At 70.0% G+C, this 25539-nt stretch carries 25 protein-coding genes, 1 tRNA gene and 1 pseudogene; 13 read left to right on the top strand and 14 right to left on the bottom strand.

The genetic code is table 11. The features are described from left to right. Together ACWDSL_RS18460 and ACWDSL_RS18455 are read right to left on the bottom strand one after the other, a co-directional pair. Positions 1 to 293 (bottom strand): IS110 family transposase (locus ACWDSL_RS18460; RefSeq protein ID WP_450486570.1); only part of this gene is annotated, 293 nt, incomplete at its 3' end. Positions 294 to 531: 238 nt separating this feature from the next. Then, the gene (locus ACWDSL_RS18455; RefSeq protein WP_450486568.1) at positions 532 to 1845 is read right to left on the bottom strand and encodes a M6 family metalloprotease domain-containing protein; all 1314 of its coding nucleotides are present in this window, start codon (positions 1843 to 1845) and stop codon (positions 532 to 534) included. A gap of 313 nt (positions 1846 to 2158) precedes the next feature. On the opposite strand from ACWDSL_RS18455, the gene ACWDSL_RS18450 reads away from it, so the two are divergent. Beyond that, a complete protein-coding gene (locus ACWDSL_RS18450) occupies positions 2159 to 4033 on the top strand; it encodes a putative bifunctional diguanylate cyclase/phosphodiesterase (RefSeq protein ID WP_450486566.1) in 1875 nt (624 codons plus the stop codon). A 52-nt stretch (positions 4034 to 4085) separates the two neighbouring features. On the opposite strand, the gene ACWDSL_RS18445 is transcribed toward ACWDSL_RS18450, so the two are convergent. The 3 genes and pseudogenes from ACWDSL_RS18445 to ACWDSL_RS18435 form a co-directional block, all read right to left on the bottom strand. After that, positions 4086 to 5135 carry an LLM class flavin-dependent oxidoreductase gene (locus ACWDSL_RS18445; protein WP_450486577.1) on the bottom strand — a complete coding sequence of 350 codons (1050 nt, stop codon included), beginning with the start codon at positions 5133 to 5135 and terminating at the stop codon, positions 4086 to 4088. Positions 5136 to 5440: 305 nt separating this feature from the next. Further along, on the bottom strand, positions 5441 to 6208 hold the full coding sequence (locus ACWDSL_RS18440) for a maleate cis-trans isomerase family protein (protein WP_450486564.1): 768 nt from the start codon (positions 6206 to 6208) through the stop codon (positions 5441 to 5443). Positions 6209 to 6653: 445 nt separating this feature from the next. After that, positions 6654 to 7410, bottom strand: a pseudogene (locus ACWDSL_RS18435) (maleate cis-trans isomerase family protein); the annotation flags it as partial. Between the two features lie 211 nt (positions 7411 to 7621). Between ACWDSL_RS18435 and ACWDSL_RS18430 the strand changes: the two are divergent. Then, the gene (locus tag ACWDSL_RS18430; RefSeq protein WP_450486562.1) at positions 7622 to 8569 is read left to right on the top strand and encodes a D-2-hydroxyacid dehydrogenase; all 948 of its coding nucleotides are present in this window, start codon (positions 7622 to 7624) and stop codon (positions 8567 to 8569) included. Positions 8570 to 8582: 13 nt separating this feature from the next. Continuing rightward, entirely contained in the window at positions 8583 to 10004 is a 1422-nt protein-coding gene (locus ACWDSL_RS18425; protein WP_450486560.1) for an amidase, read from the top strand. A gap of 167 nt (positions 10005 to 10171) precedes the next feature. Here the strand turns inward: ACWDSL_RS18425 and ACWDSL_RS18420 are convergent, their stop codons facing one another. Next, on the bottom strand, positions 10172 to 10672 hold the full coding sequence (locus ACWDSL_RS18420; protein WP_450486558.1) for a DUF3830 family protein: 501 nt from the start codon (positions 10670 to 10672) through the stop codon (positions 10172 to 10174). 117 nt (positions 10673 to 10789) lie between these two features. Here ACWDSL_RS18420 and ehuB point away from each other — a divergent pair, with 117 nt between their 5' ends. From ehuB to ACWDSL_RS18380, 8 genes are all read left to right on the top strand, one after another. After that, on the top strand, positions 10790 to 11704 hold the full coding sequence (gene ehuB, locus ACWDSL_RS18415) for an ectoine/hydroxyectoine ABC transporter substrate-binding protein EhuB (RefSeq protein WP_450486556.1): 915 nt from the start codon (positions 10790 to 10792) through the stop codon (positions 11702 to 11704). Then, positions 11701 to 12453 carry an ectoine/hydroxyectoine ABC transporter permease subunit EhuC gene (gene ehuC / locus ACWDSL_RS18410; protein WP_450486554.1) on the top strand — a complete coding sequence of 251 codons (753 nt, stop codon included), beginning with the start codon at positions 11701 to 11703 and terminating at the stop codon, positions 12451 to 12453. The genes ehuB and ehuC overlap by 4 nt, the downstream gene beginning before the upstream one ends. Beyond that, on the top strand, positions 12450 to 13100 hold the full coding sequence (gene ehuD, locus ACWDSL_RS18405; RefSeq protein ID WP_450486552.1) for an ectoine/hydroxyectoine ABC transporter permease subunit EhuD: 651 nt from the start codon (positions 12450 to 12452) through the stop codon (positions 13098 to 13100). Before ehuC ends, ehuD begins: the two co-directional genes overlap by 4 nt. Before the next feature lie 22 nt (positions 13101 to 13122). After that, a complete protein-coding gene (ehuA, locus tag ACWDSL_RS18400) occupies positions 13123 to 13893 on the top strand; it encodes an ectoine/hydroxyectoine ABC transporter ATP-binding protein EhuA (protein WP_089512927.1) in 771 nt (256 codons plus the stop codon). A 302-nt stretch (positions 13894 to 14195) separates the two neighbouring features. Continuing rightward, a complete protein-coding gene (locus ACWDSL_RS18395; RefSeq protein ID WP_450486550.1) occupies positions 14196 to 14957 on the top strand; it encodes an IclR family transcriptional regulator in 762 nt (253 codons plus the stop codon). Positions 14958 to 15024: 67 nt separating this feature from the next. Then, positions 15025 to 15098: transfer RNA gene (locus ACWDSL_RS18390), tRNA-Lys, on the top strand. A 154-nt stretch (positions 15099 to 15252) separates the two neighbouring features. Continuing rightward, on the top strand, positions 15253 to 16146 hold the full coding sequence (locus tag ACWDSL_RS18385; protein WP_450486548.1) for an RNA ligase family protein: 894 nt from the start codon (positions 15253 to 15255) through the stop codon (positions 16144 to 16146). Positions 16147 to 16243: 97 nt separating this feature from the next. Beyond that, positions 16244 to 16831, top strand: a complete 588-nt coding sequence (locus ACWDSL_RS18380; protein WP_450486546.1) for a Uma2 family endonuclease — start codon at positions 16244 to 16246, stop codon at positions 16829 to 16831. A 58-nt stretch (positions 16832 to 16889) separates the two neighbouring features. Here the strand turns inward: ACWDSL_RS18380 and ACWDSL_RS18375 are convergent, their stop codons facing one another. The 3 genes from ACWDSL_RS18375 to ACWDSL_RS18365 form a co-directional block, all read right to left on the bottom strand. Next, the gene (locus ACWDSL_RS18375; RefSeq protein WP_450486544.1) at positions 16890 to 17918 is read right to left on the bottom strand and encodes an ABC transporter substrate-binding protein; all 1029 of its coding nucleotides are present in this window, start codon (positions 17916 to 17918) and stop codon (positions 16890 to 16892) included. A 71-nt stretch (positions 17919 to 17989) separates the two neighbouring features. Further along, positions 17990 to 18865 carry an ABC transporter permease gene (locus ACWDSL_RS18370; protein ID WP_450486543.1) on the bottom strand — a complete coding sequence of 292 codons (876 nt, stop codon included), beginning with the start codon at positions 18863 to 18865 and terminating at the stop codon, positions 17990 to 17992. Then, positions 18858 to 19670 carry an ABC transporter ATP-binding protein gene (locus tag ACWDSL_RS18365; RefSeq protein ID WP_450486541.1) on the bottom strand — a complete coding sequence of 271 codons (813 nt, stop codon included), beginning with the start codon at positions 19668 to 19670 and terminating at the stop codon, positions 18858 to 18860. Before ACWDSL_RS18365 ends, ACWDSL_RS18370 begins: the two co-directional genes overlap by 8 nt. 227 nt (positions 19671 to 19897) lie before the next feature. Between ACWDSL_RS18365 and ACWDSL_RS18360 the strand changes: the two genes are divergently transcribed. Further along, positions 19898 to 21586 (top strand): ATP-binding protein, encoded by a 1689-nt coding sequence (locus ACWDSL_RS18360; RefSeq protein ID WP_450486574.1) that lies wholly within the window; start codon positions 19898 to 19900, stop codon positions 21584 to 21586. Then, positions 21583 to 22278, top strand: a complete 696-nt coding sequence (locus ACWDSL_RS18355; protein WP_014179385.1) for a response regulator — start codon at positions 21583 to 21585, stop codon at positions 22276 to 22278. Before ACWDSL_RS18360 ends, ACWDSL_RS18355 begins: the two co-directional genes overlap by 4 nt. A gap of 29 nt (positions 22279 to 22307) precedes the next feature. Here the strand turns inward: ACWDSL_RS18355 and ACWDSL_RS18350 are convergent, their stop codons facing one another. The 5 genes from ACWDSL_RS18350 to ACWDSL_RS18330 all read right to left on the bottom strand — a co-directional run bounded on the left by ACWDSL_RS18350 (position 22308) and on the right by ACWDSL_RS18330 (position 25535). Then, the gene (locus ACWDSL_RS18350) at positions 22308 to 22559 is read right to left on the bottom strand and encodes a hypothetical protein (protein ID WP_450486539.1); all 252 of its coding nucleotides are present in this window, start codon (positions 22557 to 22559) and stop codon (positions 22308 to 22310) included. Next, positions 22552 to 22839 (bottom strand): hypothetical protein, encoded by a 288-nt coding sequence (locus ACWDSL_RS18345; protein WP_450486537.1) that lies wholly within the window; start codon positions 22837 to 22839, stop codon positions 22552 to 22554. The genes ACWDSL_RS18350 and ACWDSL_RS18345 overlap by 8 nt, the downstream gene beginning before the upstream one ends. A gap of 418 nt (positions 22840 to 23257) precedes the next feature. Continuing rightward, the gene (locus ACWDSL_RS18340) at positions 23258 to 23536 is read right to left on the bottom strand and encodes a WD40 repeat domain-containing protein (RefSeq protein WP_450486572.1); all 279 of its coding nucleotides are present in this window, start codon (positions 23534 to 23536) and stop codon (positions 23258 to 23260) included. 81 nt (positions 23537 to 23617) lie between these two features. Continuing rightward, positions 23618 to 24259 (bottom strand): response regulator, encoded by a 642-nt coding sequence (locus tag ACWDSL_RS18335; RefSeq protein WP_450486535.1) that lies wholly within the window; start codon positions 24257 to 24259, stop codon positions 23618 to 23620. After that, entirely contained in the window at positions 24252 to 25535 is a 1284-nt protein-coding gene (locus ACWDSL_RS18330; RefSeq protein ID WP_450486533.1) for a sensor histidine kinase, read from the bottom strand. Before ACWDSL_RS18330 ends, ACWDSL_RS18335 begins: the two co-directional genes overlap by 8 nt. Between the last annotated feature and the right edge of the window lie 4 nt (positions 25536 to 25539).

The following is a 25539-nucleotide window of genomic DNA, read 5'->3' as shown; positions in this document are numbered from 1 at the left end:
CCCGAAGAGGCGTACCGCTCCTTGAACCGGGCCACCTGCCGGGGGTTGATCGCGTAGACCTGGTAGCCGGAGGCGATCAGGGCCTGCACCCACGAACCTCGGTCGGTCTCGATGCCGACGACCACCTCGCCCGGCTCCAGGCCCTCGCCGCCGTGGCGGGCGACGAGTTCGTGGAGTCTGGCGATGCCCGCCACCCCTTCGGGCAGGTTCACGGCGGCCAGCTTGCGGCCGGTCTCGTCCTGGATTTCGACATCGTGGTGATCTTCGGCCCAGTCGTCACCGATGAGCAGCAACACGTCCTCCCCAAGTGCGTTCCCCGTTCTGCGGCGCAGCCTGCGGAAGGCACGGCACGCGGCCTAATGGATCCAGTGCTCACGCCCAGCGGGGCAGGCACGCCACCCCATCAGCGGTCTGGCCTCCCGGCCACCAGCAGGGGCACGGTCTGACCTCAGAAGTCAATGCTTCCGGCGGCCTGAGTGCTCACCTGCTGGCGGCTACGGAACCAAGCATTCCCCGGCTCCGTAGCTCCCATTAGGTCGGCCGGGGCTTGCGGTCGACCTTCACGGTCCAGCCGCCGCCCGTGGTGCGCCCGGTGACGCTCACGCGCACGTTGTCCTGGCGCGCGGACAAGGTCTCCCCGACACCCAGCGGGGCGTCGGCAAGTTCGGGGTAGACCGACTCGTTCCAGCACGCCCCGCTGCCGGGGTGGCCGTCCAGCACCTCGATGGGGCCGTCGCCCGAGGCGGTGTCATTGCGCACGCGGTAAATCAGCACGCCCTCGGTGCAGGTGGCGGCGTCGTTGCCGTAGGCGCCGCGTGCCTCGATGGCCAGCGCGGTGGTGGCGCCGGTGCGCACCACGACGAGGCGGGTGCGGCTGTCGTCGACCGGGCTGCCGCCCGCCATGGGCGCGTCGACGGGTTCAAGGGTGTGCAGGGTTGCGCCGGGGGCGCGCACACATTGGACCTGGCGCGGGCGCAACCATCCGAGCTTCCATTTGTGCCACCCGAAGGGATCGGGAGCCAGCCCGAATTGGCTGCCCATCAGGTCCCAGTCGCCGACATAGGTGTCCCAGTCGCCCTCGCCGTCGGAGCTCTTCGGCCGGTGGTAGAGGTCCGGGAGGTCGAAGACATGGCCGGTCTCATGGGCCAGCACATTGCGGTCCGGCGGGTGGTTCTCGAATACGGTCACGAGGCGGCGCAGCTCGACGCCGTCGGCGCGCAGCGGCTGCTCGAAGTTGACCACTTTTGTCGCGTCGGCGTCCACGCCTGGGGCGTCGGGGTCGGCGACGAGGTAGACGACGTCATAGCGGCCGAAGTCGATCGAGGGGTCGGCGGCAGCGATGGCATCGCGCAGATACGCGGCCCGCCGCCCGGCGTTCCAGTCGCGCTTTATGTCGTACGAGGTGGACGCCTCGGGCATGGTGATCCATCGCTTCGCGGCGTGCACCCGCAGCCTGAACTGCCCGTATGAGGCGCGCCGGAAGAATGCCGTGGTCGCGGGGATGTGATCGGCGGCCAGCCGTCGCGGAGTCACCTTGGGCGTGGCGTCCGGGAAGGAGAGGAAGACCATGGCCGCGTGGAGCGTGCGGGCGGGGCGGGGGTAGCCGGCGTTCCAGGTGTCCACGCCCTCGGAGTGGTGCGCCCCGGTGCGTTCGAGCGTGCACGGCCCGCCCGCGCCCGCCGCGAAGGCGGGGCCGGACACCACGGTGGTGGCGATCATGGCGCTGAGGGAGGTGAGCACGGCCCCGGTGCGGCGCAGCCGAGGCGGGCGCCCCACACCCTCGGGGAGTCGGCCCACCCCCGCGGGGAGTGGGCCCACCCCCTCGGGCGGCTGAGGACGCGCCATGTCGACCTCCCAGACCTGAACCGACCCACCCCATCCACCCTGAGGCGGATGTATGCGGTACGCCCTGTTCGGCTGGCCCAGTCGAGTGAACCGGCCCCGATGCGGGTACGTAACAGACGGTCACAGTCGGTCGTGAGGGCAGTGGGTCCGTGCAGAGTCGAACAGATACGACCAAACACATGTACAAGGCAACGATGGTCGCGATCGCATGGTTGGAACGGCCGGAGCATGAGCCTCTATGATCGGCACATTTCCAGCGGGGACTTCCTATTCGGGCAGGCATTCAGGGCCCGCCCGGCACCCGGTGTGAGACATGCACAAGATGTGTACGACAGACCTGTACGAGACGAGCGCCACGCGGGAGCGAGCGGTGAGCGGATCCCCTGACGGCCAGGGCCGCGCGCCCGGCGCGACTCTGCCAACGATCACGGAACGTAACGCGGCGCCCAGCGCGGGGCCGCCCGGCGGCACGCCACCGCCCGGCCCCGCGCCGAGTGACTACCGCGCCGCGTTCAGCGCGGCGCGGCTCGCCATGGCCGTCATCAACCGCGAGGGCATAGTGCTCGACGCCAACCCCGCGCTCGGCGCGCTGCTGGGCGCCGAGCCGGGCCGGCTGATCGCGCGCAGCGCCGCGGACCTGGCCGATCTGCGCGAGGATCCGCGCGTCTGGAGCGAGTACCGCGATGTGTTGCACGGCCGCCGCGGGCGGCTGTGCTGCACCCGCCGGCTGCAGCGCCCCGACGGCCATGCCCTATGGGCGGAGATCACCGTCGAGCCGGTGCCGGACAGCTGCAGTGTGCTGCTGTCGATGGCCGACGTCAGCGAGCGGCGCGATCTGCAGGGGCGGCTGCGCCATCTGCAGATGCACGATCCGGTGACCCGGCTGCCCAACCGCAATCTCTTCTTCGAGCGGCTGGCCTCCGCGCTGGAGGCCGCCGCATACGACCGGGGCGGCACCGGGCGGATCGGGCTGTGCTATCTCGACCTCGACGGCTTCAAGGCCATCAACGACACGCTCGGCCACCGCGTCGGAGACCGGCTGCTCGGCGCGGTCGCCCAGCGGCTCACCGAATGTGCCGCGCCCGACGGCCATCTGGTGGCGCGGCTCGGCGGCGACGAGTTCGCCCTGCTGGTCCGGGACTCCACCGGTACGGAGCAGCTGTGCGAACTGGCCAAGTCCGTACTGGCGGCGCTGCAGCAACCGTTCGACGTGGCCGGGCAGCGGCTGTCGGTGTCGGCCAGCATCGGCGTGGTGGAGCGGCCCGCCGCCGGGACGCACACCACCTGGCTGATGCAGGCCGCGGACACCACGCTGTACTGGGCCAAGGAGGACGGCAAGGCGCGCTGGACACTCTTCGACCCGGAGCGCAACGCCCACCGGATGACCCGGCAGGCGCTGTCCAGCACGCTGCGTCCGGCGGTCGAGCGGGAGGAGTTCGTGCTCGACTACCAGCCGTTGGTCGGGTTGGTCGACGGCGTGGTGAAGGGCGTGGAAGCGCTGGTGCGCTGGGAGCATCCGCGCTTCGGCAGGCTGTCGCCGAATCGGTTCATCTCGCTGGCGGAGGAGAACGGCGCGATCGTCCCCCTGGGGCGCTGGGTGCTGCGGACGGCCTGCCGCCAGGCTCGCGAGTGGCAGTTGGCCCACCCCCTCAACCCGCTGATCGTCAGCGTCAATGTGGCGGTCCGACAGGTCTGGGACTCGGATCTGGTCGCGGAGGTCGGCTCGATCCTCGCCGAAACCGGACTGCCGCCGCATCTGCTGCAGTTGGAGCTGACCGAGTCCGCCGTGATGGGCTCGGCGGGACGGCCGCTGCAGGCGCTGCTGCAACTCAGCGAGATGGGGGTGGCCATCGCCATCGACGACTTCGGCACCGGCTACTCCAACCTCGCCTATCTGAGCCGACTCCCCGTCTCCACGCTCAAGCTCGACGGATCGTTCGTCCAGGGGTTCCGGGCGGAGGAACACCCGAACCCGGCAGACGAAACGATCGTCCAGGCGCTCGTCGAGCTCGCGCACCGGCTCGGTCTCACGGTGACCGCCGAATGCGTGGAGAGCGCCGAGCAGGCGGAGCGACTGGCCCGGATCGGCTGCGACACCGGACAGGGCTGGTTCTACTCCCGCCCGGTGCCGCCGGACCGTATCTCCGCCATGATCGGCGGCCATCCGGCGGCCACGGGCGCGCAGTGAGCAGTGAGCAGTGAAGTCGCGCGGTAAGGAGTGAAGCAGGGGTGAGCGTCGGTCAGGCTGTGGCCGTCGGCAGATCGTAGGCGTCGGCGATCAGCTCGTACGAGCGCAGCTTGGCCTCGGGACCATGGACGTTGGCCGTTATCTTGATCTCGTCCACACCGGTCCGCTTGATCAGCCCGTCAAGCCCCTCGCGCACCGCGTCCGGGGTGCCGTACACGACATTGGTCAGCCAGCTGTTGACGAAGTCCTCCTCAATGACATTGAACTCATGCGCCTCCGCCTCCTCGGGGGTCGGTATCAGACCTGGCCGCCCGGTGCGCAGCCGCACCATCGACAGCGCACCGGTGAGCACCTGGCGGCGCGCCTCCTTCTCGTCCTCGGCCGCGAACGCCGAGACCCCGATCGAGGCATACGGCCGGTCGAGGATCGCGGACGGCCGGAAGGACTGGCGGTAGAGGTCGAGCGCGGGGACGGTGTTCGCCGCGGAGAAGTGGTGGGCGAAGGAGAAGGGCAGGCCGAGCGCCCCGGCGAGCCGGGCGCTGAACCCGCTGGACCCCAGCAGCCACACCGAGGGCCGGTCGGCGGACTGCACCCCGCCGGGCGCCGTGCCCTGCACCGGCCCGGGGACGGCGTGGATGCGCGCGTAGCGGTGGCCGTCCGGGAAGTCGTCGTCGAGGAACCGGAGCAGTTCGGCGAGCTGCTGCGGGAAGTCGTCGGCGCCCTCGTTCAGCCGCTCGGTACGGCGCAGCGCGGCGGCCGTGGCCCCATCGGTCCCCGGCGCCCGCCCCAGCCCCAGGTCCACCCGTCCGGGCGCGAGGGCCTCCAGCGTCCCGAACTGCTCGGCGATGACGAGCGGTGCGTGGTTGGGCAGCATGACCCCGCCGGAACCGAGCCGGATCCGCTCCGTATGCGCGGCCAGGTGGGCCAGGATCACCGCCGGGGAGGAGCTGGCGACGCCGGGCATGGAGTGGTGCTCGGCCACCCAGAACCGGTGGAAGCCCCGCCCCTCGGTGAGCTTGGCGAGCGCCACGGTGCTCCGCAGCGCCTGGGCGGCGGTCAGCCCGCTGCCGACGGTCGCCAGGTCCAGCACCGACAGCGGGATGGGGGCGCTGCCCTGGGCCGTGGCATAGACGCCATGGTGCTGTGCCCCGCCCTGCTCACCCTGCGGGTCGCGCCCGCCCTGTGCGCTTGCTCGTCCTTCCGCGCCTTGCTGCTGGTTCCGCTCGCCCTGCCGGTCCTGCTGCTCGCCCTGCCGGTCCTGCTCGTCGGCCACGGTTGCCCGCCTCCCTGTCGCCCTGTCTGCGCCGCTCAGTGTGCGTCGTTCCGCACCGCAGACTGCCAACCGGAGAATGGCTCCGCTTTATTCCCGTGGGTCTCCTGCTCGTCTCAGCGGGGCTCCTGCTCGTCTCACGCCGCGCGGAAGAGCTCCCCGAGCCGGTCGGACGGCACCTCCCTCCCCAGCAGCCGCAGCCCCTCCCAGACCGTGACCTGGTTCGCCGTGAGCACCGGCTTGCCGACGGCCTCCTCCAGGTCGGGTATCCAGGCGGCGGTGTGCAGGGCGGTATCCGGAAGGAGCACCGCCTGGGCGTCGGGGTGGTCGCCGACTCGGGCCAGCCGCAGCACCTCTTCCCGGCCCCAGGTGCCGACCTCGGCGGCGGTGATGATCCCGCTGCCGCGCATCGCGACGACCTCCGCGCCCGCCGCCTTGAGAAAGGCCCTGAAGTGATCCGCGACATCCTCCGGATAGGTCGCGGCGATGGCCACCCGTTCCACCCCGAGGGCCCGCACGGCGCGCGCGAAGGCGAAGGATGTGCTGGAGGCGGGCAGCCCCGCCCTCTCCGACAGCTCGCGCACCTGCTCATGCGCGCCGTCCCAGCCGAAGACGAAGCTGGCGCTGGTACAGGCCCAGACCACGGCCTGGGCGCCGCGCGCCTTCAGCTCCTCCACTCCGGCGGCGAGCCGGGCGGCCGAGCCCATCTCCAGCAGGGCGTCCACCCGATGGGCGTCCTCACCGATGTCGGTATGCACGAGAGGAAGCCGAACACCGGCGCCACCGGCATCGAGGATGGCTTCGAGCCGCGGATAGTCGTCCTCGGCGGAATACCCCGGGTAGAGGAAGCCCACGGTGTCGCCCACCGACTCGCCCTCAGCCCTGCCCGTCGCCGCTTCCACCATGGCTGCCTCCCTCTCAAGCGACCCCCACCGGCGCCGCCCCGTTCGCCTGACACTTCTCATACACCGCGGCCGCCCATCGCGTTCCCTCACACCATCGGCGGATTACCTCCCGACTCGTCCCGGTACGGGGCGTCCCCCATCCCGGAGCCGGACGCCGAGTCCGGGCCGCCACCAGGGCTGCCCGGCTCCCCGTCCGGCGCCGACGGCGGCCCGGCCAGCGCCGCCTCGGGCTCCGGCAGGGGCAGGGGCAGGGACGGGGCGGGATCGGTCAGCGGCACGGAGGGAATCACCACCGGCTCCACCGGCCCGACCAGGTGGTCCATCGCCCCCGCGACGGGTCCCACCGGATCGACGCCCGGACCGCCCGGACCCGCCGGCCCCGACGTACTCGCCAGCCCCGCCGTATCCGCCGCACCGGCCGAGTCGGCCAGCCCGGCCGGACCCGACATCCCCGCCGGGCCGCGCCGCGCCGCCAGGTCCAGCAGGGCCTGGTACGGCCCGACCGCCCGTTCGCCGATCCCCCGCAGCGCCGCCCACATCGTCACCTGGTTCGCCGAGAGCACGGGCATCCGCAGCTCGGCCTCCAACTGCGGGATCACGTCGTACGTGGGGAGGTTGGTGCAGCTGATGAAGAGCGCGTCGGCCGCGCCGACCACCGCCTGCCGCGCCATGTCGACCACGTCGCGGTAGGGCACCCTCCAGATGTGCCTGGTCAGCCCCAGGTACGCCCGCCCGGTGACGGTGATCCCGGCCTCGCCCAGGTACTCCTCCAGGGAGTCGGTCACCGACTTCGTATAGGGCGTCACCACGGCGATGCGCCGGGCGCCGATCTCCCGCAGCGCGTCGAGCAGCGCCCCCGACGTGGTGAGCGACGGCAACTCGCCCGCCTGCGTCATCGCCGCGCACATGGCACGCTCACCGGCGACGCCGCCGACGAAGCTGCCCGAAGTGCAGGCATACGCCACCACCTCGGGCGCGACCGCGCACAGGGCGCGCACCGCATCGTGCAGAGTTTCATGCTCGCTGACGAGCCGCGCCAGATCGAGGCTCACCTCGACCGGCACGAACGGAGTGCGCGTCAGATGCAAGGAGACCTGATCGGGCACCCAGCGCCACAGCTCACGATCAAGTGCGAAATCGAATGGTGCTACGACGCCCACGCCGCGCTGCGGCTGTGGGCCACCCAGAAAAGAGACGTCCATGAGCGAGCCCCAATACACAACGGAGGGCTGGACCATTGGCCAGAGGGAAAGAGCCGGCCTGAATGCCGGGACGTCGGGACAGATGCCGGAGCGATGCCGTTATTGACGACGGTAGTTTCCGCTGCCTAGCGTGGTCAATCCTCGCTCTGAGGCGACTTCCCGACACCCTCGACAGCCAAGCGCACCTACGTTTCGAAACGGTTTCTCGCCCATGACCGAAAGCACTGTGGTCGTCTTCGGCGACGACCCTCCTGTCCGTCTCGACCGGCTGGCCGGCCGCGCCAAGATCCTTGTGTGCGACGAGTCCTCGCTGCCCGAACTGCTCCCCTTCGCCGACGCCCTGCTCGTCTGGGACTTCACCTCCGACGCGGTACGCGCCGCCTGGCCCGGCAGCGGGCCCAGGCCGCGCTGGGTCCACACCGCGAGCGCGGGCGTGGACCGGCTGATGTGTCCTGAACTGATCGAAGCCGACACGGTGCTGACCAACGCCCGGGGCGTCTTCGAACAGCCGATCGCCGAGTATGTCGCGGGGATCGTCATCGCCATGGCCAAGGACTTCTACGGAAGTTGGGAGCTCCAGCGGCAGCGCCGCTGGCGCCACCGCGAGACGATGCGGCTCGCCGGGACCCGGGCGGTCGTCATCGGCGCCGGCCCGATCGGCCGGGCCATCGGCCATACGCTGGCCGCGCTCGGCATCGTGGTCGACCTGGTGGGACGTACGGCGCGCGCGGGTGTACGCGGCGCCGACGAGCTGAACGGGCTGCTGTCGGAGGCCGACTGGGTGGTCTGTGCGGCACCGCTGACCGACAGCACCCGCGGCATGTTCGGGCGGGACGCCTTCGCCCGGATGAAGTCGAGCGCCGTGTTCATCAATGTGGGGCGCGGTCCGCTGGTTGTCCAGGACGACCTGGTGGCGGCGCTGGTCGCGCGGCATATCGCGGGCTCGGTACTGGATGTGTTCGAGCATGAGCCGCTGGCCGCCGACGACCCCTTGTGGGACGTTCCGGGGCTGTTCGTCTCACCCCATATGAGCGGCGACACGGTCGGCTGGCGGGACCAGCTCGCCGAGCAGTTCCAGGACAACTACGACCGCTGGGCCGCGGGAGAACCGCTGCTCAACGTGGTCGACAAGCGCCTGGGATACGTACCGGTCGACTAAAAGGAGAGGGTGGATGACCGATATCCACGATCTGACAGCCGTTCAACTCCTCGAGCGGTACGCCTCCGGCGACCTCTCCCCCGTCGAGGCCACCCGCGCCGCGCTGGAACGGATCGAACAGATCCAGCCAGAGGTCAACGCGTTCAGCCGGGTAGACGCGGAGGCCGCGCTGCAACAGGCCGAGGAGTCGGCCGAGCGGTGGCGGCGCGGCGAACCCGCCGGTCTGGTGGACGGGGTGCCGGTGTCCGTGAAGGACATCCTGCTGCAGCGCGGCGGCCCCACGCTGCGCGGCTCGCTGACCGTCGCGGCCGACGGCCAGGCGTGGGACGAGGACGCGCCCTCGGTGGCCCGGCTGCGCGAGCACGGCGCGGTGTTCCTGGGCAAGACGACGACCCCGGAGTTCGGCTGGAAGGGCGTCACGGACAGCCCGGTGTACGGGGTGACCGGCAACCCGTACGACCCGCGGCGCACCGCGGGCGGCTCCAGCGGGGGCAGCGCCGCCGCGGTGGCGCTGGGCGCGGGTCCGCTGAGCCTGGGGACGGACGGCGGCGGTTCGGTGCGTATCCCGGCATCCTTCTGCGGCATCTTCGCGTTGAAACCCACCTATGGGAGGGTTCCGCTGTATCCGGCGAGCGCGTTCGGAACGCTCGCTCATGTGGGCCCGATGACCCGCGACGCGGCAGACGCGGCGCTCCTGATGGATGTGATCTCCGGCGCGGACTGGCGCGACTGGTCCCAGCTCGCGCCCCCGGAAGGCAGCTTCCAAGAGGCGATCACGGCGGGCGGGGGCGGTGTGGACGGGCTGCGCGTCGCCTACAGCCCGGCGCTCGGCGGATCCGCGGCGGTCGACCCGGAGGTGGCGGCGGCGGTACGGCGGGCGGTGGACCTGCTGGCGGACCTCGGCGCGTCCGTGGAGGAGATCGATCCGGGGATCGAGGACCCGGTCGAGGCGTTCCACACGCTGTGGTTCAGCGGGGCGGCGCGGGTGGTGCAGCCGCTCGGGCAGGACAAGTGGGAGCTGCTTGACCCGGGGCTGCGCGAGATCTGCGCCCAGGGCGCCGCGTACAGCGCGCTGGACTATCTGGCCGCCGTGGATGTGCGCATGGCGCTCGGGAAGGCCATGGGCCGGTTCCACTCCGCGTACGACCTGCTGGTCACCCCGACGCTGCCGATCACCGCCTTCGAGGCGGGGGTCGAGGTGCCGAAGGGGTCCGATCACACGCGGTGGACGGGCTGGACGCCCTTCACCTATCCCTTCAACATGACCCAGCAGCCCGCGGCGAGCCTGCCCTGCGGGCTGTCCGCGGACGGGCTGCCGATCGGGGTGCAGCTGGTGGCCGCCCGCCATGCGGACGCGGTGGTGCTGCGGGCTGCGCACGCGCTGTACGAGGCGGGTCTCGCGGACGGCGTCAGGCCGCCGACAACGGCCGGCTGACGAGGGCGTTCGGCTGACGACGGACGACTCAGGACGCCCGTCGGCCGGCTGACGACGGCGGCCGGCTGACAACCGACCGGCGGGGCCGCCATCCGCCCAACGACGGCGACCCCCGCCCCTCCCGTCCCACCCGGGCCGCACAGCCCGGATGGGACGGGACCGGCCGCCTACACGCGCCGGAAGCTCAGCGTCTCCCCCAGCGCCCCGGCCCGCCACAGGTCCTGGCAGGCGTCGGCCATCCGGTCGAGGCCGTCGACGACCGCGCCCCAGACGATGCCCGGCACCCACCCCGCGTCGCCGTTGATCAGCAGGTTGTTGCGCTCGTAGAAGAGCGCGAGGTCGACGACCCGCTGCTGCCCCTGGTGCTTGGCCTGCTGCTCATAGCCGTAGGAGGCGGTGCCCAACTGGGTGTCGGTGAAGCTGAAGTAGCACAGGTCGCCGGGGATGGGGGTGATGGTCGGGTTCTCCAGGGGCGGCTCCTCGGGGGCGAAGGGAGGCAGCAGCGCGTAGATCTCGTTGCGCGCGTACTTGGCGTGGTAGACGTCGCCGCCCAGAGGCAGCGCGTTCCACACCGCCTCGCAGGTGATGGGCGCGCGGTCGTCGAGGAGTTTCGCCGTACAGCTCACGCCCCGCTTAGCGAGCGAAACCTCGATAAACCGGTCAGCCATGACATTCCTCCCACTCGTTTCCGGACCAGTTGCCGGGAGCCCCTACCCAGACCGGCCAAGCGTCAAGGGCCGAAAAGGATCTGCATATATTCCGCGCGGTCGGGTAGCCGCGCGCCCATGGCTCCACCACGAGGGATACACAAGGACATCAGCGGAAGACGGCTGAACCGCCGCGCGCTTCTGGCGGGCGGGGCGGCCATGGGTCTGCTGGGCGCCACGGCCTGTAGCCGGGTGTCCAGCGCCGATTCCAAGGACGGGGGAAACCTGCTGAATCGCCTGCGGTCGCAGGGGACGGTACGTCTGGGTATCGCGGGTGAAATCCCGTTCGGCTACATCGACAAGAACGGCGACTTCACCGGCGAGGCGCCGGAAATCGCGAAGGTGATCTTCAAACGGCTGGGGGTGGCACATGTCCAGCCGGTTCCGACCGAGTTCGCGTCGCTGATACCGGGGCTGCGCTCGCAGCAGTTCGACGTGGTCTCCGCCGGTATGTACATCAATCCGGACCGCTGCCAGCAGGTGATCTTCTCGGACCCCGACTACCGCGTCGGTGACTCGTTCATCGTGCGCAAGGGGAACCCCAAGAACCTGCACAAGTACGAGGATTTCGCCAAATCGGGGGCAAAGCTCGCCAGCGGCTCCGCGTACGCCCAGATCGGCTACGCGGTCAACGCCGGGGTGAAGGAGAGCGACATCATGGTGCTCCCCGACCAACTGGCCGGGCTGCTCGCGGTCGAGCAGGGCCGCGCGGACGCCTTCGCGGGTACTGCGGTGACGGTGCGCAATGTGATCCGGCAGAGCGGGGGCCGCCGGGTCGAGGCGACCGAGCCGTTCCAGGCGCTGCTCGACGGCAAACCGGACATCGGCGCGGGCGGTTTCGCCTTCCGCCCGGAAGAGACCAAGCTCCGGGACGCCTTCAACGTCGAGCTGCACAAGATGAAGAAGAGCGGCGAACTTCTGCGCATCGTGGGCCCGTTCGGCTTCACCAAGGCCGAGATGACGGATCTGACCGCCAAGGAGCTGTGCCGATGACGTCCGGACTGTGGGAGAAATGGCTCCTTCCAGGGATCTGGATCACCATCCAGCTCACCCTCTACAGCGCGCTCTTCGCCACCGTCGTCGCCTTCGGCGTCGGCATCGCCCGTAACTCCAGGCTGTGGATCGTCCGCTTCCTCACGGGCTTCTACGTCGAGATCTTCCGGGGCACCTCGGCCCTGGTGCTGATGTTCTGGCTGTTCTTCGTGATGCCGCTGGGATTCCAGTTCCAGCTGCTGCCGATGTGGGCGGCGGTGCTCGCCCTGGGCCTGACGTACGGCGCGTACGGCTCCGAGATCGTGCGCGGCGCGGTCGCCGCCGTGGCCCCGGCGCAGCGCGAGGCGGCGATCGCACTCAGCTTCACGCCCGCGCAGCGGATGCGGCGGGTGATCCTGCCGCAGGCGATCCCCGAGATGATCCCGCCGTTCAACAACCTTCTGATCGAGCTGCTGAAGGCGACGGCGCTGGTCTCCGCGGTGAGCGTCGCGGACATCACCTTCGCAGCCCAGCTCTCGCGGCTGGCGACCGGTGACAGCCTGGAGATCTACTCGATCATCCTCGTCCTCTACTTCGTGCTGGCCTTCGTCCTCACTCGCCTGATGCGACTGCTGGAGCGGCGCGCCAAGGCAAGCATCGGGCAGGCGCCGGAACGGCGCAGGAAGGGCCCGCTGGTGACCTGGAAGCTGTCCGCCGCCCAGGAGACCGAGCAGTCCGCCAATCTGACCACGGTGGGAGGTGCGCAGTGAACTGGGATTGGGACGTCGCCAAGGACTTTCTCCCCCAGCTGGGCGACGGGCTGCTGATCACCCTCGAGGCGACCGTCCTGGGCTCGGTGCTCTCGTTCGCGCTCGGCCTGGTGTGGGCGCTGGCCTTCCGCTCGCCGACGCGCTTCGTACGCTGGCCGGTGGCCGCGGTGGTGGAGTTCATCCGCAACACCCCGCTGCTGGTCCAGCTGTTCTTCTTCTACTACGTGCTGCCGACCTGGGACATCAAGTTCTCCGCGCTGACCACCGGGGTGATCGCGCTCGGCCTGCACTACTCGACGTACACCGCCGAGGTGTACCGGGCCGGTATCGACGGGGTGCCCAAGGGCCAGTGGGAGGCGTGCACCGCGCTCAGCCTCTCGCGCGGCCGCACCTGGATCTCGGTGATCCTGCCGCAGGCGATCCGCCGTGTGGTGCCAGCCCTCGGCAACTACGTGATCGCGATGCTCAAGGACTCGCCGATGCTCGCCCTCATCGGAGTCGTCGACATGCTCCAGAAGGCACGGGCGCACGGCGCCACGTCCTTCGAGTACATCGAGCCCTACACGATGGTCGGCATCGCCTTCATCCTCATCGCCTATCCGGCATCCCTTCTCATGCGAGCCCTGGAGCGTCGCCTTGGCCACTGAAACCGAGCACAAGAACCCTGCCGTGGACGGCAGTGAACTGATCCGATTCGACCGGGTGACCAAGCGCTTCGGCGACAACACGGTCCTCGACGACCTCGACTTCTCGGTGTCCTCCGGGAAGCATGTGACCCTCATAGGCCCGTCCGGGTCCGGCAAGACCACGATCCTGCGGCTGCTGATGACGCTGATCAAACCGGACCAGGGCAAGATCCAGGTCGACGGCGAATGTCTCACCCACGAGAACCGCGGCGGGAAGCTGGTCGAGGCGAGCGAGAAGCACACCCGCGAGGTGCGCAAGAAGATCGGGATGGTCTTCCAGCAGTTCAACCTCTTCCCGAACATGCGGGTGCTGCGGAACATCACCGAGGCCCCGGTGCATGTGCTGGGCCTGAGCAAGGACGAGGCCGAGGAGCGGGCCCGCGAGCTGCTGGACCTGGTCGGGCTCGGCGACAAATGCGACGCCTACCCGACGCAGCTGTCGGGCGGGCAGCAGCAGCGGGTGGCGATCGCGCGGGCGCTGGCGATGCGGCCGCAGGTGATGCTGCTCGACGAGGTGACCTCGGCGCTCGACCCGGAGCTGGTGGCCGGGGTGCTGGACGTACTGCGTGATATCGCTCACACGACGGACATCACGATGCTGTGCGTCACGCACGAGATGAACTTCGCCCGGGACATCTCCGACGAGGTGCTGATGTTCGACTCGGGCCGGGTGATCGAGGCCGGGCCGCCGGAGAAGATCTTCACCGAGCCGGAGCACGAGCGTACGCGGGAATTCCTGAGCGCCGTGCTCTAGCGGCGCTCTAGCGGGCGCGAGGGAGGCGGACCGGCGGCAGCCCCGCCGGTCCGCCTCCCACAGAGCATGCCTATGGCATATGCCAGGGTGGTGCACCGCTGTTGAGCGGGCCCGTCGCACACCATCAATATGCTCAACACCCGCACCGAATCGCCCGCTTGGCGGCTATCGTGGTACGAAGCCGCGCCGCGTAAAGCTGCCATTCGGTGACCCTTGGGCCGATCCCAAGGTGCTGACCCTATGGCCATGACCTGCGGCGACGGCGCCGACGCAAGCGGTCACAACCTGCTAGGGGGGAAACCGTGGCGCTCAAGCCCGAGTCGACCGCGCCGTTCCACTCGGTACGGCACGCCCTCCGGGTCCTCGAAGTCGTCTCCCACCACACCAACGGCGTGACCGACGCCGGCATCGCCCGCGAAACCGGCCTCCCACCCGCGCACCTCGCCCAGCTGCTGCGGATGCTGCGGCGCGAGGGCTATGTGGAGCAGGTCGCCGACGGGGCCTATGTCGCCGGCACCTCCCTGTCCCTCCTGGGCTCCGCCGGCCCCGACCGCCAGACCGCGGTCGAGCACAAGCTCCAGAAGTCGCTCGCCGCCCTGCGCGACTCGGTCGGCGCGGCGATCTACCTCAGCCGCTATATCGACGGCGAGGTCCGGATCACCCAGTACGCCGACAGCCCCCACACCCCCAAGGTCAACGAGTGGGTCGACTTCCGCTCCGCTGCCCACGCCCTTGCCGTCGGCAAGTGCCTGCTCACCCAGCTCGACCATGACGGCCGCCGCGACCATTTCTCCCGCCACAAGACCGTGCGGTTCACCTCCCGCACCACGACCAACGAAAAGGTCCTCTTCCACAAACTGGAGAGCCAACCCGCCACGGTCCCCGTCCTCGACCTGCAGGAATACGCCGTCGGCACCGTCTGCGCCGCCGTCCCCATAACCGCCGGCCGCGCCGCCGGCTGCCTGGCCCTCTCCCTCCCCCTGGAGCACGCCCACCGCCTGCGCCAGGCCGCGTACACCCTGAACCGGGAGGCGGCGCCGGTGCTGCTGTCCCTCACGATCTGAGGGGCGGGCGGTGGCCGGATGGTCAGGAGTACCCCTCGAGGGCGGGTAGTATTTATGACGTCAGCAGGCGCCGCTAGCTCAGTTGGTTAGAGCAGCTGACTCTTAATCAGCGGGTCCGGGGTTCGAGTCCCTGGCGGCGCACCTTGGCTTTCAGAGCCACTGACCTGGGGTTTCTCGGTTCTCCGAGAAACCCCAGTCTTGTTTTCGGCCACGGTGGTGAATCTCTGTTGCCTCGGACCTGGGGCACGGCGATGATCCCCGTTTATGTCCGAGTTCATGTTCGACATCGCGTCTGATGGCGCTGCGTGAGTTGCTGGGCGATGACGGGCTGGACGGTTTCTTCGGCGTCAGCAGGATCTGGCCGGCGCTGTCGGTGGCGGCGGCCCGGTTCGCCTCGGTGCTGCGGGCCACGTGGGGTGCTGCCGCGGTGGTGACGGTCTACGGGGAACTGGCCGGCGGGTGCTATCCACATCCGGATGTTCCCGCCGCTCCCGGCGTCGAGCCGGTGCGGACCGGTGTGTGGTACGCGCCGGGCCTGCACTGGCTGCTGTTCGACGCCTCGGTCGACACCGCGGAAGGCCGCTGCTGGATCTCCGACCGTGCGCTGCGCGATGCCGCTGCTACTGCCGGGCTCACCTGCGTTCCCGCGCTCGGGCAGGGCCCGCTGAACAGGATCCAGGACCTGCCCTGCGCCTTTCCCACCAGGGTGCCTGCTCTCTTCGGGCTTCCCGAGCTGGCCGACAACCTCGCCGAGGGCTATGTCCTCAAGCCGGGCGGGGAATGGTGGGACTCGGGCCCTTCGGGCGCTCGCGGGCGTCCGGTGGCCAAGGTGAAGCAGAAGGCCTTCGCCGAGGACGAGCGCTTCGACGGCTCACGCCCCTATCTGGCACCGGCGGAGGGAGCGGCCGGGGTGCCGGCCTGGCTACTGGTCCAGGCCTCGGCACTCCTGACCCCCGCCCGTGCGGCCGCCGCGGTGAGCAAGCTCGGGTCTGATGCTTCCGCCGACGACGTGGCAGAAGAGATCACGCGGGATGTCGCGGAGGAGATCTCCGAAGCGGTGGGGGGACTGGAGGACTCGCTCCTGCGCTGCCTGGACCAAGCCGTCCGGCCCGGGGCACGGTCCCTGGCGGTGTTCGACGCCGCGGACCGCCAGAGGGCCCGGTCCACTGGGACGCGCGTCACCGACTGATATCGAACAATCACTCGTGGGAGTGATCCGCCAGGGAACGCACCCCCGTCGTGCATACATCCGGAAACACTGGCTTCCACCAGGAAAGGGGTGCAACATGACGGTTATGACCGAGCGCACGTCACACATGCTGGTGGAGGAGTTCGAGGAGATCGCCTCCGCCGCGCCCGAAACCGTCAGGTTGGAGTTCATCAACGGACGGATTCAGGAGAAGCGCGTGGCCGACGGGGATCACGAGACGATCATCATGTGGCTGCTCAGGCAATGCATGCAGAGTCGCCCGGAGCTCGACCTGCATACGTCTCAGGGTCTGAAGGTCGAGAAGTACCGCGAAGGCCGGGCCCGACCGGATGGCTCATTGGCCCCCGTCGCACACTTCGCAGGGCAGGGCGAGTGGGCCAAGCCCGACGGAGTGCTGATGACCGTCGAGGTCACGTCGTACGACCGGGACACCGAACGCCGGGACCGCGTCGAGAAGCCCGCTGCCTACGCGGCCGCGGGCATCCCCGTCTATCTCCTCGTAGACCGTGACGCTTGCGCGGTCATGGTCCACACCAACCCCGACCCCAAGAGCGGCCGCTACCGCGATATCCACGAGGCCCCCTTCGGGGAGCAGGTCGTACTCCCCCAGCCGGTCGGCATCACGCTCGTCGACACGGACACCCTGAAGAGCTACGTGCGCTGACGCGCCCCCGCCGCAGTCGGCCCGACCGGTCGGCTGTCCGACCGGTCGGGACCTTGGCTCAGCCCGCCTTCTTCACGAACTCCGTGGTGTACGTCTTGTTCAGGTCCACCGTCGCGTTCTTCAGGTTCGGGTTGAAGGACTTCAGGACGCGCTCGACCGTCGCCGGGCCGTCCGCCGGCATCACGCCGTCCTTGGTGAACATCGGGAGGGTGGACTTGATCGCCTGGGCGTAGAGCTCCTTGCCGCCCTGGGCGTAGTCGGCCGGCATCTTGGCGGCGATTTCCTCGGGGGTGTGGGTGGACATCCACTTGAGGGTCTTCACGAAGGCATTGGCCAGCTTCTGGACCGTGTCCTTGTGGCTGTTCACCCAGGACGTGTTCATGTAGAGGCTGGAGGAGGGGTACGGGCCGCCGAGGGCGGCCTTGGAGCCTTCGGGGGTGCGCATGTCGAGGAGGATCTTGCCGAGCTTCTGGTCCATGATCTGGGCGACGGTGGGGTCGGTGGTCATACCGCCATCGATCGCGCCCTGCTTCAGGGCCGCGATGAAGGTCTGGCCCGCGCCGACCGCGACCGGGGTGAATTCGCTGGTCTCCACGCCGCTGTTCACGGCCAGGTACTTGGTGAGGAAGTCGGTGGAGGAGCCGAGGCCGGTGACGCCGAGCTTCTTGCCCTTGAAGTCCTTGGGCGAGGTGATCTCCCCCGCCGCCTTGTTGGAGACGATCTCCACCTCGCCGGGTGCGTGGGAGAACTGCACGACGGACTCCACCTCCTTGCCCTTGACCTGGAGGTCCAGCGTGTGGTCGTAGAAGCCGACCGCGCCCTGCACCTCGCCGGCCACCAGGGAGGTTTCGGCCTGGACGCCGGCCGGTTCGCTGAGGAGCTGGACGTCGAGGCCCTCGTCCTTGAAGTAGCCGAGTTGCTGGGTGAGCATCGCGGGCAGGTAGATGACCTTGTCCAGGCCGCCCACCATGATCTTGACCTTGCCGTCCTTGCCGTCCCCGCCCGAGTCGCTGCCGCATGCGGTGAGGGTGGTCAGGGAGAGCGCCGCGGCGACGGCCACCGCGGAGATCTTGGCGTAGCTGCGCATGTCACACGTCCTTGGGTGAAAGAGGGATTCAGAAGAGGGAGAGGGAGGGGAGGGAGAGGGCGAGAGGCGCGTCAGTGGTCGGCGCCCGGCTGGGCCGGCTTCCAGCGGAACAGCCGCCGCTCCAGGAAGGTCAGCACGCCCTCGGCCAGCAGGGCCACGACGGCGAGGATCACCATCGCCGCGTACACCCCGGCCGCGTTGAACGTGGACTGCGAGGTCGCGACCAGCAGCCCGATCCCCTTGGTGGCGCCGATGTACTCGCCGACGATCGCGCCGATCAGCGCGAAGCCGAAGCTGACATGCAGGCTGGTGAAGATCCACGAGGTGGCGGAGGGGATCACGACCTGAAGGGTGACCTGGCGGTTGCTCGCGCCGAGGATGCGGGAGTTGGCCACCAGGTTGCGGTCGACCTCCCGTGCGCCCTGGAAGGCGTTGAAGAAGACGGGGAAGAAGACCAGCACGACCGCCGAGGCGACCTTGGAGGCCGGTCCGAGGCCGAACCAGATGAGGAAGATCGGGGCGAGGACGATCCGGGGCAGTGCGTTGAGCACCTTGATGTAGGGGCCGAGTACATCGGCGAGGAAGTGGGCCCGGCCGAGGCCGATGCCCAGGACCACGCCGGCGGCCACGCCGATGGCCCACCCGATCAGCGCCTCCTGCAGCGTCGTCCAGACCTGTTCCCAGAGCGGGCCCTGGGCGGTGCCGTTCTGGATCCAGTCCTTCAGCTGGTCCCAGACCTTCGAGGGCATCGAGAAGTTGAACGGGTCGATGACCGAGGTACGGGCGAACCACTCCCACAGCCCCAGCACCGCGATCAGCACCAGCGCGCGGGTGCTCTGGACGAGGATCGCGCGCTTGCGGGCGGCCCTCGCTCTCGCTGTCGTACGGCTCGTGCCCTCTTTGGCCGCGTTGTGCTTGCGTACGGCAGTCGTCGTCGCCTCAGGCATTCGAGGCTCCTCTCTCGCGGGTGATCCGTACCTCTTCGCCGAGCGAGGCCCAGATCTCGCGGTAGATCTCGATGAACCGGGGCTCAAGACGCACCGACTCGACCTTGCGGGGCCGTGGCAGATCGATCTCGAACACTTCCTTGACGGTGGCCGGGCCGGCCGTCATGACCACGACCTTGTCGGCGAGGGCGATCGACTCCTCGAGGTCATGGGTGACGAAGACGACGGAGGCGCCGGTCCCCGACCACAGCTCGAGCAGTTCGTCGGACATCAGCGCCCGGGTCTGGACGTCGAGGGCCGAGAACGGCTCGTCCATGAGGAGGATCTCGGGGTCGTTGACGAAGGTGGCCGCGAGCGCGACGCGCTTGCGCTGGCCGCCGGACAGCTGGTGCGGATAGCGGTCCTCGAAGGACGTGAGCCCGACCCGGGCCAGCCATTCGCGCGCCCGTTCCTTGGCCTCCGCCTTCGGTACGCCGCGGAAGCGGGGCCCGGCCATCACGTTGGACAGCACGCTGCGCCAGGGGAAGACGGCATCCTGCTGGAAGACGAAGCCGACCTTGGATCCGATGCCGCTGACCGGCTCGCCGGTCACCAGCACATCGCCTTCCGTGGGCTCTTCCAAGCCGCTGACCAGCGTCAGCGTCGTGGACTTGCCGCATCCGGTGGGGCCGACCACGGCGACGAACTCGCCCCGCCCGACGATCAGGTCGAGATCCCTGACGGCGGTGTGGAGGCCACCGGACGGAGTCCGGAACACCTTGCTAGCGCCCCGCAACTCGATGGCAGGGCTCGTTTGTCTGCTCATGGCCGAGGAGGCTAGGAGTGGCGCGGGCCACACCGGCAGCCTTATGGGCACAACCCGCTCTTGTGCGCACAAGCCCCGTTCTGCTCGTTTAGCTCGCGCTACGGCAACGAATCCGCTACGGACCCTGTGCAACCAGCGCAGAGCGCCCTTACCGTGCGATTGCAGCGACGTAAACGGAATAGCTCCTACCGCATACGCGGCGGGGCCAGGAGACGGGGGTGACCGAGATGCGGATCCGCTGGCCCAGACGCGTCTCCGGCCAGGTGCTGGCCGTACAGCTGACCCTCACCGCCGGGGTGATGGTGCTCGCCACCGGGCTCTTCCTCGCCCCGCTCAGCTCCGAGATCGACGACCAGGCGATGCACAAGGCGCTCTCCATCGCCCAGGCCACCGCCGCCGACCCTGGCCTCGCCCACGATCTGCTGACCACCGAGCCCAGCGTGCGCGGCCCGGTGCAGCAGACGGCCGAGCGGATCCGCCGGGCCACCGGGGCGCTGTACGTCGTGGTGCTGGACCGGCGCGGGGTGCGCTGGTCGCACACCAACACCGGGCGCATCGGCGAACACGTCTCGACCGATCCGGAGGCGGCGCTCTCCGGTCAGGAGGTCATGCAGATCGACGTCGGCACCCTGGGCCGCTCGGCCCGCGCCAAGGTGCCGCTGCGCACCGCCGACGGGAAGATCGTCGGCGCGGTCTCGGTCGGCATCGGCTACGGCAGCGTCCGCGACCAGCTGCTCGCCACACTGCCCCGGCTGCTGCTGTACGCGGGCATGGCGCTCGCCGTCGGCGTGCTGGCCGCGATCGGTGTCTCGCGCAGTGTGCACCGCCGTACGCACGGGGTCGCGTTCGCCGATATCTCGGCGCTGCTCGACGAGCGCGAGGCGATGCTGCACGGCATCCGCGAGGGCGTCGTCGCCTTCGACCGGGAGGGCCGGATCCGGCTGATCAACGACGAGGCGCGGCGGCTGCTCGGCGTCGGCGCGGACGCCGCCGGCCACCCGCTGGAGGAGGCGCTGCCCCCGGGCCGTACCACGGAGGTGCTGGCGGGACGGGCGGACGGGGCCGATCTGCTGACCGTCAGCGGTGGCCGGGTCCTGGTGGCCAATCGCATGCCGACCAAGGACGGCGGTGCGGTGGCCACGCTGCGCGACCGTACCGAACTGGAGCTGCTGGGCCGGGAGCTGGACTCCACCCGCGGGCTGCTGGACGCGCTGCGCGCCCAGGGCCATGAACACGCCAACCGGCTGCACACCCTGCTCGGACTGCTCGAACTGGGGCTCCACCAGCGGGCGGCGGAATTCATCGCCGGCCTCACCGACACCCACCGGGCCTCCGCCGAGCAGATCTCCGAGCGGGTGCACGATCCGCTGCTCTCGGCGCTGCTCGTCGGGAAGGCCGCCATCGTGGCGGAGCGCGGGGTGTCCCTGCGCGTCTCGCCCCAGTCGCTGCTGTCCGAGCGGGTGGTCGACCCGCGCGACCTGGTGACCGTGCTCGGCAATCTGATCGACAACGCGCTGGACGCCGTGGCCTCGCAGCCGCGCCCCGACCCGTTCATCGAGGTCGAGCTGCGCGCCGAGGGCACCACCGCCGTACTGCGGGTCAGCGACAACGGGCCGGGGGTGCCGCCCGAGACGCGCGAGCAGATCTTCACCGAGGGCTGGTCCACCAAACAGGATGTCTCTGCGCCGACCCCGCGCGGGCGCGGCATCGGACTGGCCCTGGTGCGGCGGCTCGCCGAGCGGTACGGCGGGATGGCCCGGGTCACCGCCCGGGCGGGCGGGGGTGCGGTGTTCACCGTCATCCTCCCCGAAGCGCTCGACCTGGACGGAGCCCCAGCCACAGACCCGGAGCCGGCTCCGCCCCCGACTCCTGCCGTCCCCATCCAGCAGCTCACCGCAGCGGGAGAGTCACGATGATCGACGTCCTCGTCGTGGACGACGACTTCCACGTCGCCGAGATCAACTCCGCGTATGTGGCCCAGGTACCCGGCTTCCGGGTCGCCGCCCGCGCCCATACGGCCGCGCAGGCCCTGGCCACACTGGAGCGCACCCACGTCGACCTCGTCCTGCTCGACCACTACCTCCCCGACGAGACCGGCCTGACCCTCGTACGCCGGATGCGGCAGCTCGGCCACCACGCGGATGTGATCATGGTGACGGCGGCCTGCGATGTCGCCACCGTCCAGGCCGCCATGCGGTACGGCGCGCTGCAGTACCTGGTCAAGCCGTTCAACTTCGCGGGGCTGCGGGCCAAACTCGACGGCTATATGACGCTGCGTCACACACTGGAGGGGGTCGGCGGGCGCGGTGAGACGGGCCAGGAGCGGGTGGACCGTATCTTCGGTGCGTTCCGGACCGTCGACGCGACCGCCCGCTCCGCGCTTCCCAAGGGCCACTCCGCGCCGACCGTCGATCTCATCCGCCGCGCCCTTGACCAGGCCGACCATCCGCTGTCCGCGCATGAGGTCGCCGAGCGCACCGGTATCAGCCGCTCCACCGCCCAGCGCTACCTCAAGTACCTGGAACACGCGGGCCGGATCAGCCTCACCCTCAAATACGGCGACACCGGCCGCCCCGAGCACCGCTATTCGTGGGTGGCGGTGAGCTGACGGGGCGGCCGGTGTGACGCCCGCTGCCGCTAGCCGAACCAGGTGGCTTGCAGCACTACGATGCGCTCACCGCGGACATCGGTCAGATAGGTGAGCATGAGCTGCCCCTGGGCCTCGGTGCGCAGCCCGGGGCTGGAGCCGGTATACGAGGGTCCGTCGAGGAAAACCATGGACTCCCGCACGACGATTTCCTGTGCGAGTCGCTCGGCGTGCGTACGTGCCTGGGGCGGTAGGTCGTCGAGAAGATCGTCCGGGTCGGCTTCCCAGTGCCGGTCAGCCACCAGCGACCTCTCGGTGCGCCGCCCGTACGATCTCCCCCGCCTCGCGGATGGCGCGGGCCCGCATATCGGCATCGTCGCTGTCCATGGCCGCTTCGGCTGCGTGTAGCCGTCGGGCAGTCTGCGGGTGCCGCTCGATCTCCACGATCACCCCCCACTGGCGGTAGAACATCCGGATCGGCACGACGCTGTCCTCCTCACCTGCCCGGATGAACGCCTTCTGCATGTCGTCGAAGAACTCCGGCAATCGGGAGGGCGCCACCGTAGCCACGGCCTGGCGCAACGCAGGGAGTGTGAGGGCAGGTCTGGCGATCAGCGGGCCGTCACTCTCTGAATGCGGCACTGTCATGGTCAGCCCCTTCCCTCGCCCCGTGCACGTCCCGCAGCAGCGTATCGCCAGTCGCCCCGAGCACCGCTACTCCTGGGTCACGGTGAGGGTGTGATGCCACTGCCCGAGGAGCCACCCGCCCTTGCCGCCTCGGGGTAGGGACGGCAAGGGCAGGCGTCAGGCTCAGCTCGGCCACGGCAAGATGCCGGCCGCCGCTGCTGATCTGGAGCGGCAGCGCGAGGGCACCACCGTCGACGCGACGCAGACCCCGTCCCGGGACGGCGCTGATCTTCCAGTGGGTCACGATGTCTCCCGTCCGCTGCTTGACGCGCTGCCGCCGTCCACGCCGCCTTCAGGATCGCCCTGGCTGTCGTCATCCACAGGCAGCCGCGCTCCCCTGCTCTCGGCCACCCGGAGCACGTCGCACAGCGACTCGCACAGCCGCTCCGCCAGCGCTGGCCAGCAGGCGGCCGCTGGAGGACCAGGCAATGCGACTGATCCAGTCCTGGTGCCCTGTCAGGGCGCTGAGCTCCGCCCCGGCTTGGGCCGACCAGACCCGCACGGTTCCGTCATGGTCTCCGGTGGCGATACGGCTGCCGTCGGGGGACCAGGCGACGGACTCGACTACGGCTCCCCGGTGGTCGAAGGCGATGTCGGGCCCGAGGGCAGTCCGACCGCCGGGGACGCTGCCGAGTGCGCGTCCCTCGGGAGCCGAGGCATGGACGCTTGAGGCTCACCCCAGAATGCCGCGGTCGTACGCCACAGCCACTGCAGCCGCCCGGTCCTTGACCCCCAACTTCCTGTAAAGATGGGTCAGATGGGTCTTGACCGTCGCCTCGCTGATGAAGAGTTCCCGGGCGATCTCGCGGTTCGAGGTGCCCTTGGCTACCAGTTCGAGCACCTCGCGCTCACGGGCCGAGAGCACCTCGACTGTGAGGGTGGCGGGGTTCCTGACGGCACCGACGAGGCGGGATACGACGGCGGGCGACAGGACGGTGCGCCCTTCAGCGGCCGCGCGGACCGCCGTGAACAGCTCGTCGCGGGGTGCGTCCTTGAGGAGGTAGCCGGTGGCGCCCGCCTCGATCGCGGAAATGGTGTCGGAGTCCGTGTCGTACGTGGTGAGGACGAGGACCTTGGCGCGGGCGCCGCGCCGGGTGAGTTCGGCGATCGCCTCGACGCCGCTACCGGCAGGCATGCGCAGGTCCATCAGGATGACGTCCGGGTCCAGGTGCAGGGCGAGTTCGACCGCCTCGACACCGCCTGCGGCCTCGCCGAGGACGTTGAAGCCGGGTTCGGAGGCGAACATGCCGCGCAGGCCGTCCCTGACGACGGGGTGGTCGTCGACGATCAGCAGCGTGATGGTCCGGTCAGCCATGGCGCACCAACGGTACGCGGGCGCTGATCGCGGTGCCCTGGCCGGGTTCCGACTCGACGGCGACGGTGCCGGCGATGCGTTCGGCGCGGACGCGCATCCCGTCGAGGCCGAAGCCGCCGCTACTGGTGCGCGGCGCCGCGGCGAGGGGGTCGAAGCCGCGGCCGTCATCGCGTATGTCCAGGGTGACCTCGTCGCCCATGTAGGAGAGGGTGACGCCCGCGCGGGCGGCGCGGGCGTGGCGGCCGGTGTTGGCGAGGGCCTCCTGGGCGATCCGCAGGAGGGTGGCGGCGACCTCGTCGTGCAGCGGCTCCTCAGTGCCGGTGATGGTGAGCCGGGCCGTGACGCCGGTGCGTTCGGACCACTCGCTGACGGTTTTCTTCAGCGCCTCCGGGAGCGTGTCGTGCTCCAGGGCTGCGGGAGCCAGGTTCTGTACGGAGCGCCGGGCCTCGCCCAGGGAGCGGCGGGCCAGCGCCTGGGCGCGGTCCAAGTGCTCGCGGGCCAGGCCCGGATCGGCGGTGGAGGAGACCACCTGGAGCTGGGTGATGATGCCGGTCAGGCCCTGGGCGATGGTGTCGTGGATCTCGGCGGCGAGGCGGCGTCGCTCGTCGGCGACGCCGGCCTCCCTCGCCTGGAGGACGAGTTGGGCGTGCAGGGCCGCGTTCTCGGCGAGGGCCTTCTCCAGGGCGGCGATGGTCTCGGCCCGCTCCTCGGCCTTCTCGGCCTCCTTGGCACCGAGGTGGTTGAGGCCGATGGCGAGCGTCGCGTTGAAGACGAGCAGCGCGCCGAAGACGACCCATTGCATCGGCGAGTCCGGCGGCAGACCGCCGGACTGGGAGCCCGCCACGGCGACGGCGGACACCATGAGCCCGGCCCGGGCGGCGCGCGGCGGCAGCAGTCGCCCGGCGTCGAAGTAGCCGAGGCACGCATAGATCGCGAAGAAGGGATTGAGCCAGGTCAGGGCGAAGGCGAAGGCGGTGCGTAGCGCGAAGTGGACGCGACCGGCGTTGGTCCCCTCGGGTAGCACCGGGGCGCCGGCCTCCCGCTCGGCGTCGGCCGCGTGCTCGGCCAAGGTTGCCGCCAGCAGCCGCGGCATGGCCCGGGACCACCACGTCTGCAGGGCCAGCGCGGCGAAGAGCAGAGCCCCTGCGGCGTACATCTCCCGCCGGGTCATCATCAGGGGGGCGGCCACGGCTCCGAGGAGCGTGGCGAGGCCCAGCAGGGCGTACGGCCCGTACCGGAAGAACTGCGTCCAGCGCTCCTCGACCGTCATCGTCATGGAT

The organism is Streptomyces sp. NPDC000941 (assembly GCF_053599555.1).
Note: the sequence above shows the minus strand (reverse complement) of the source record. Positions and strands in the feature narration are given on the sequence as shown.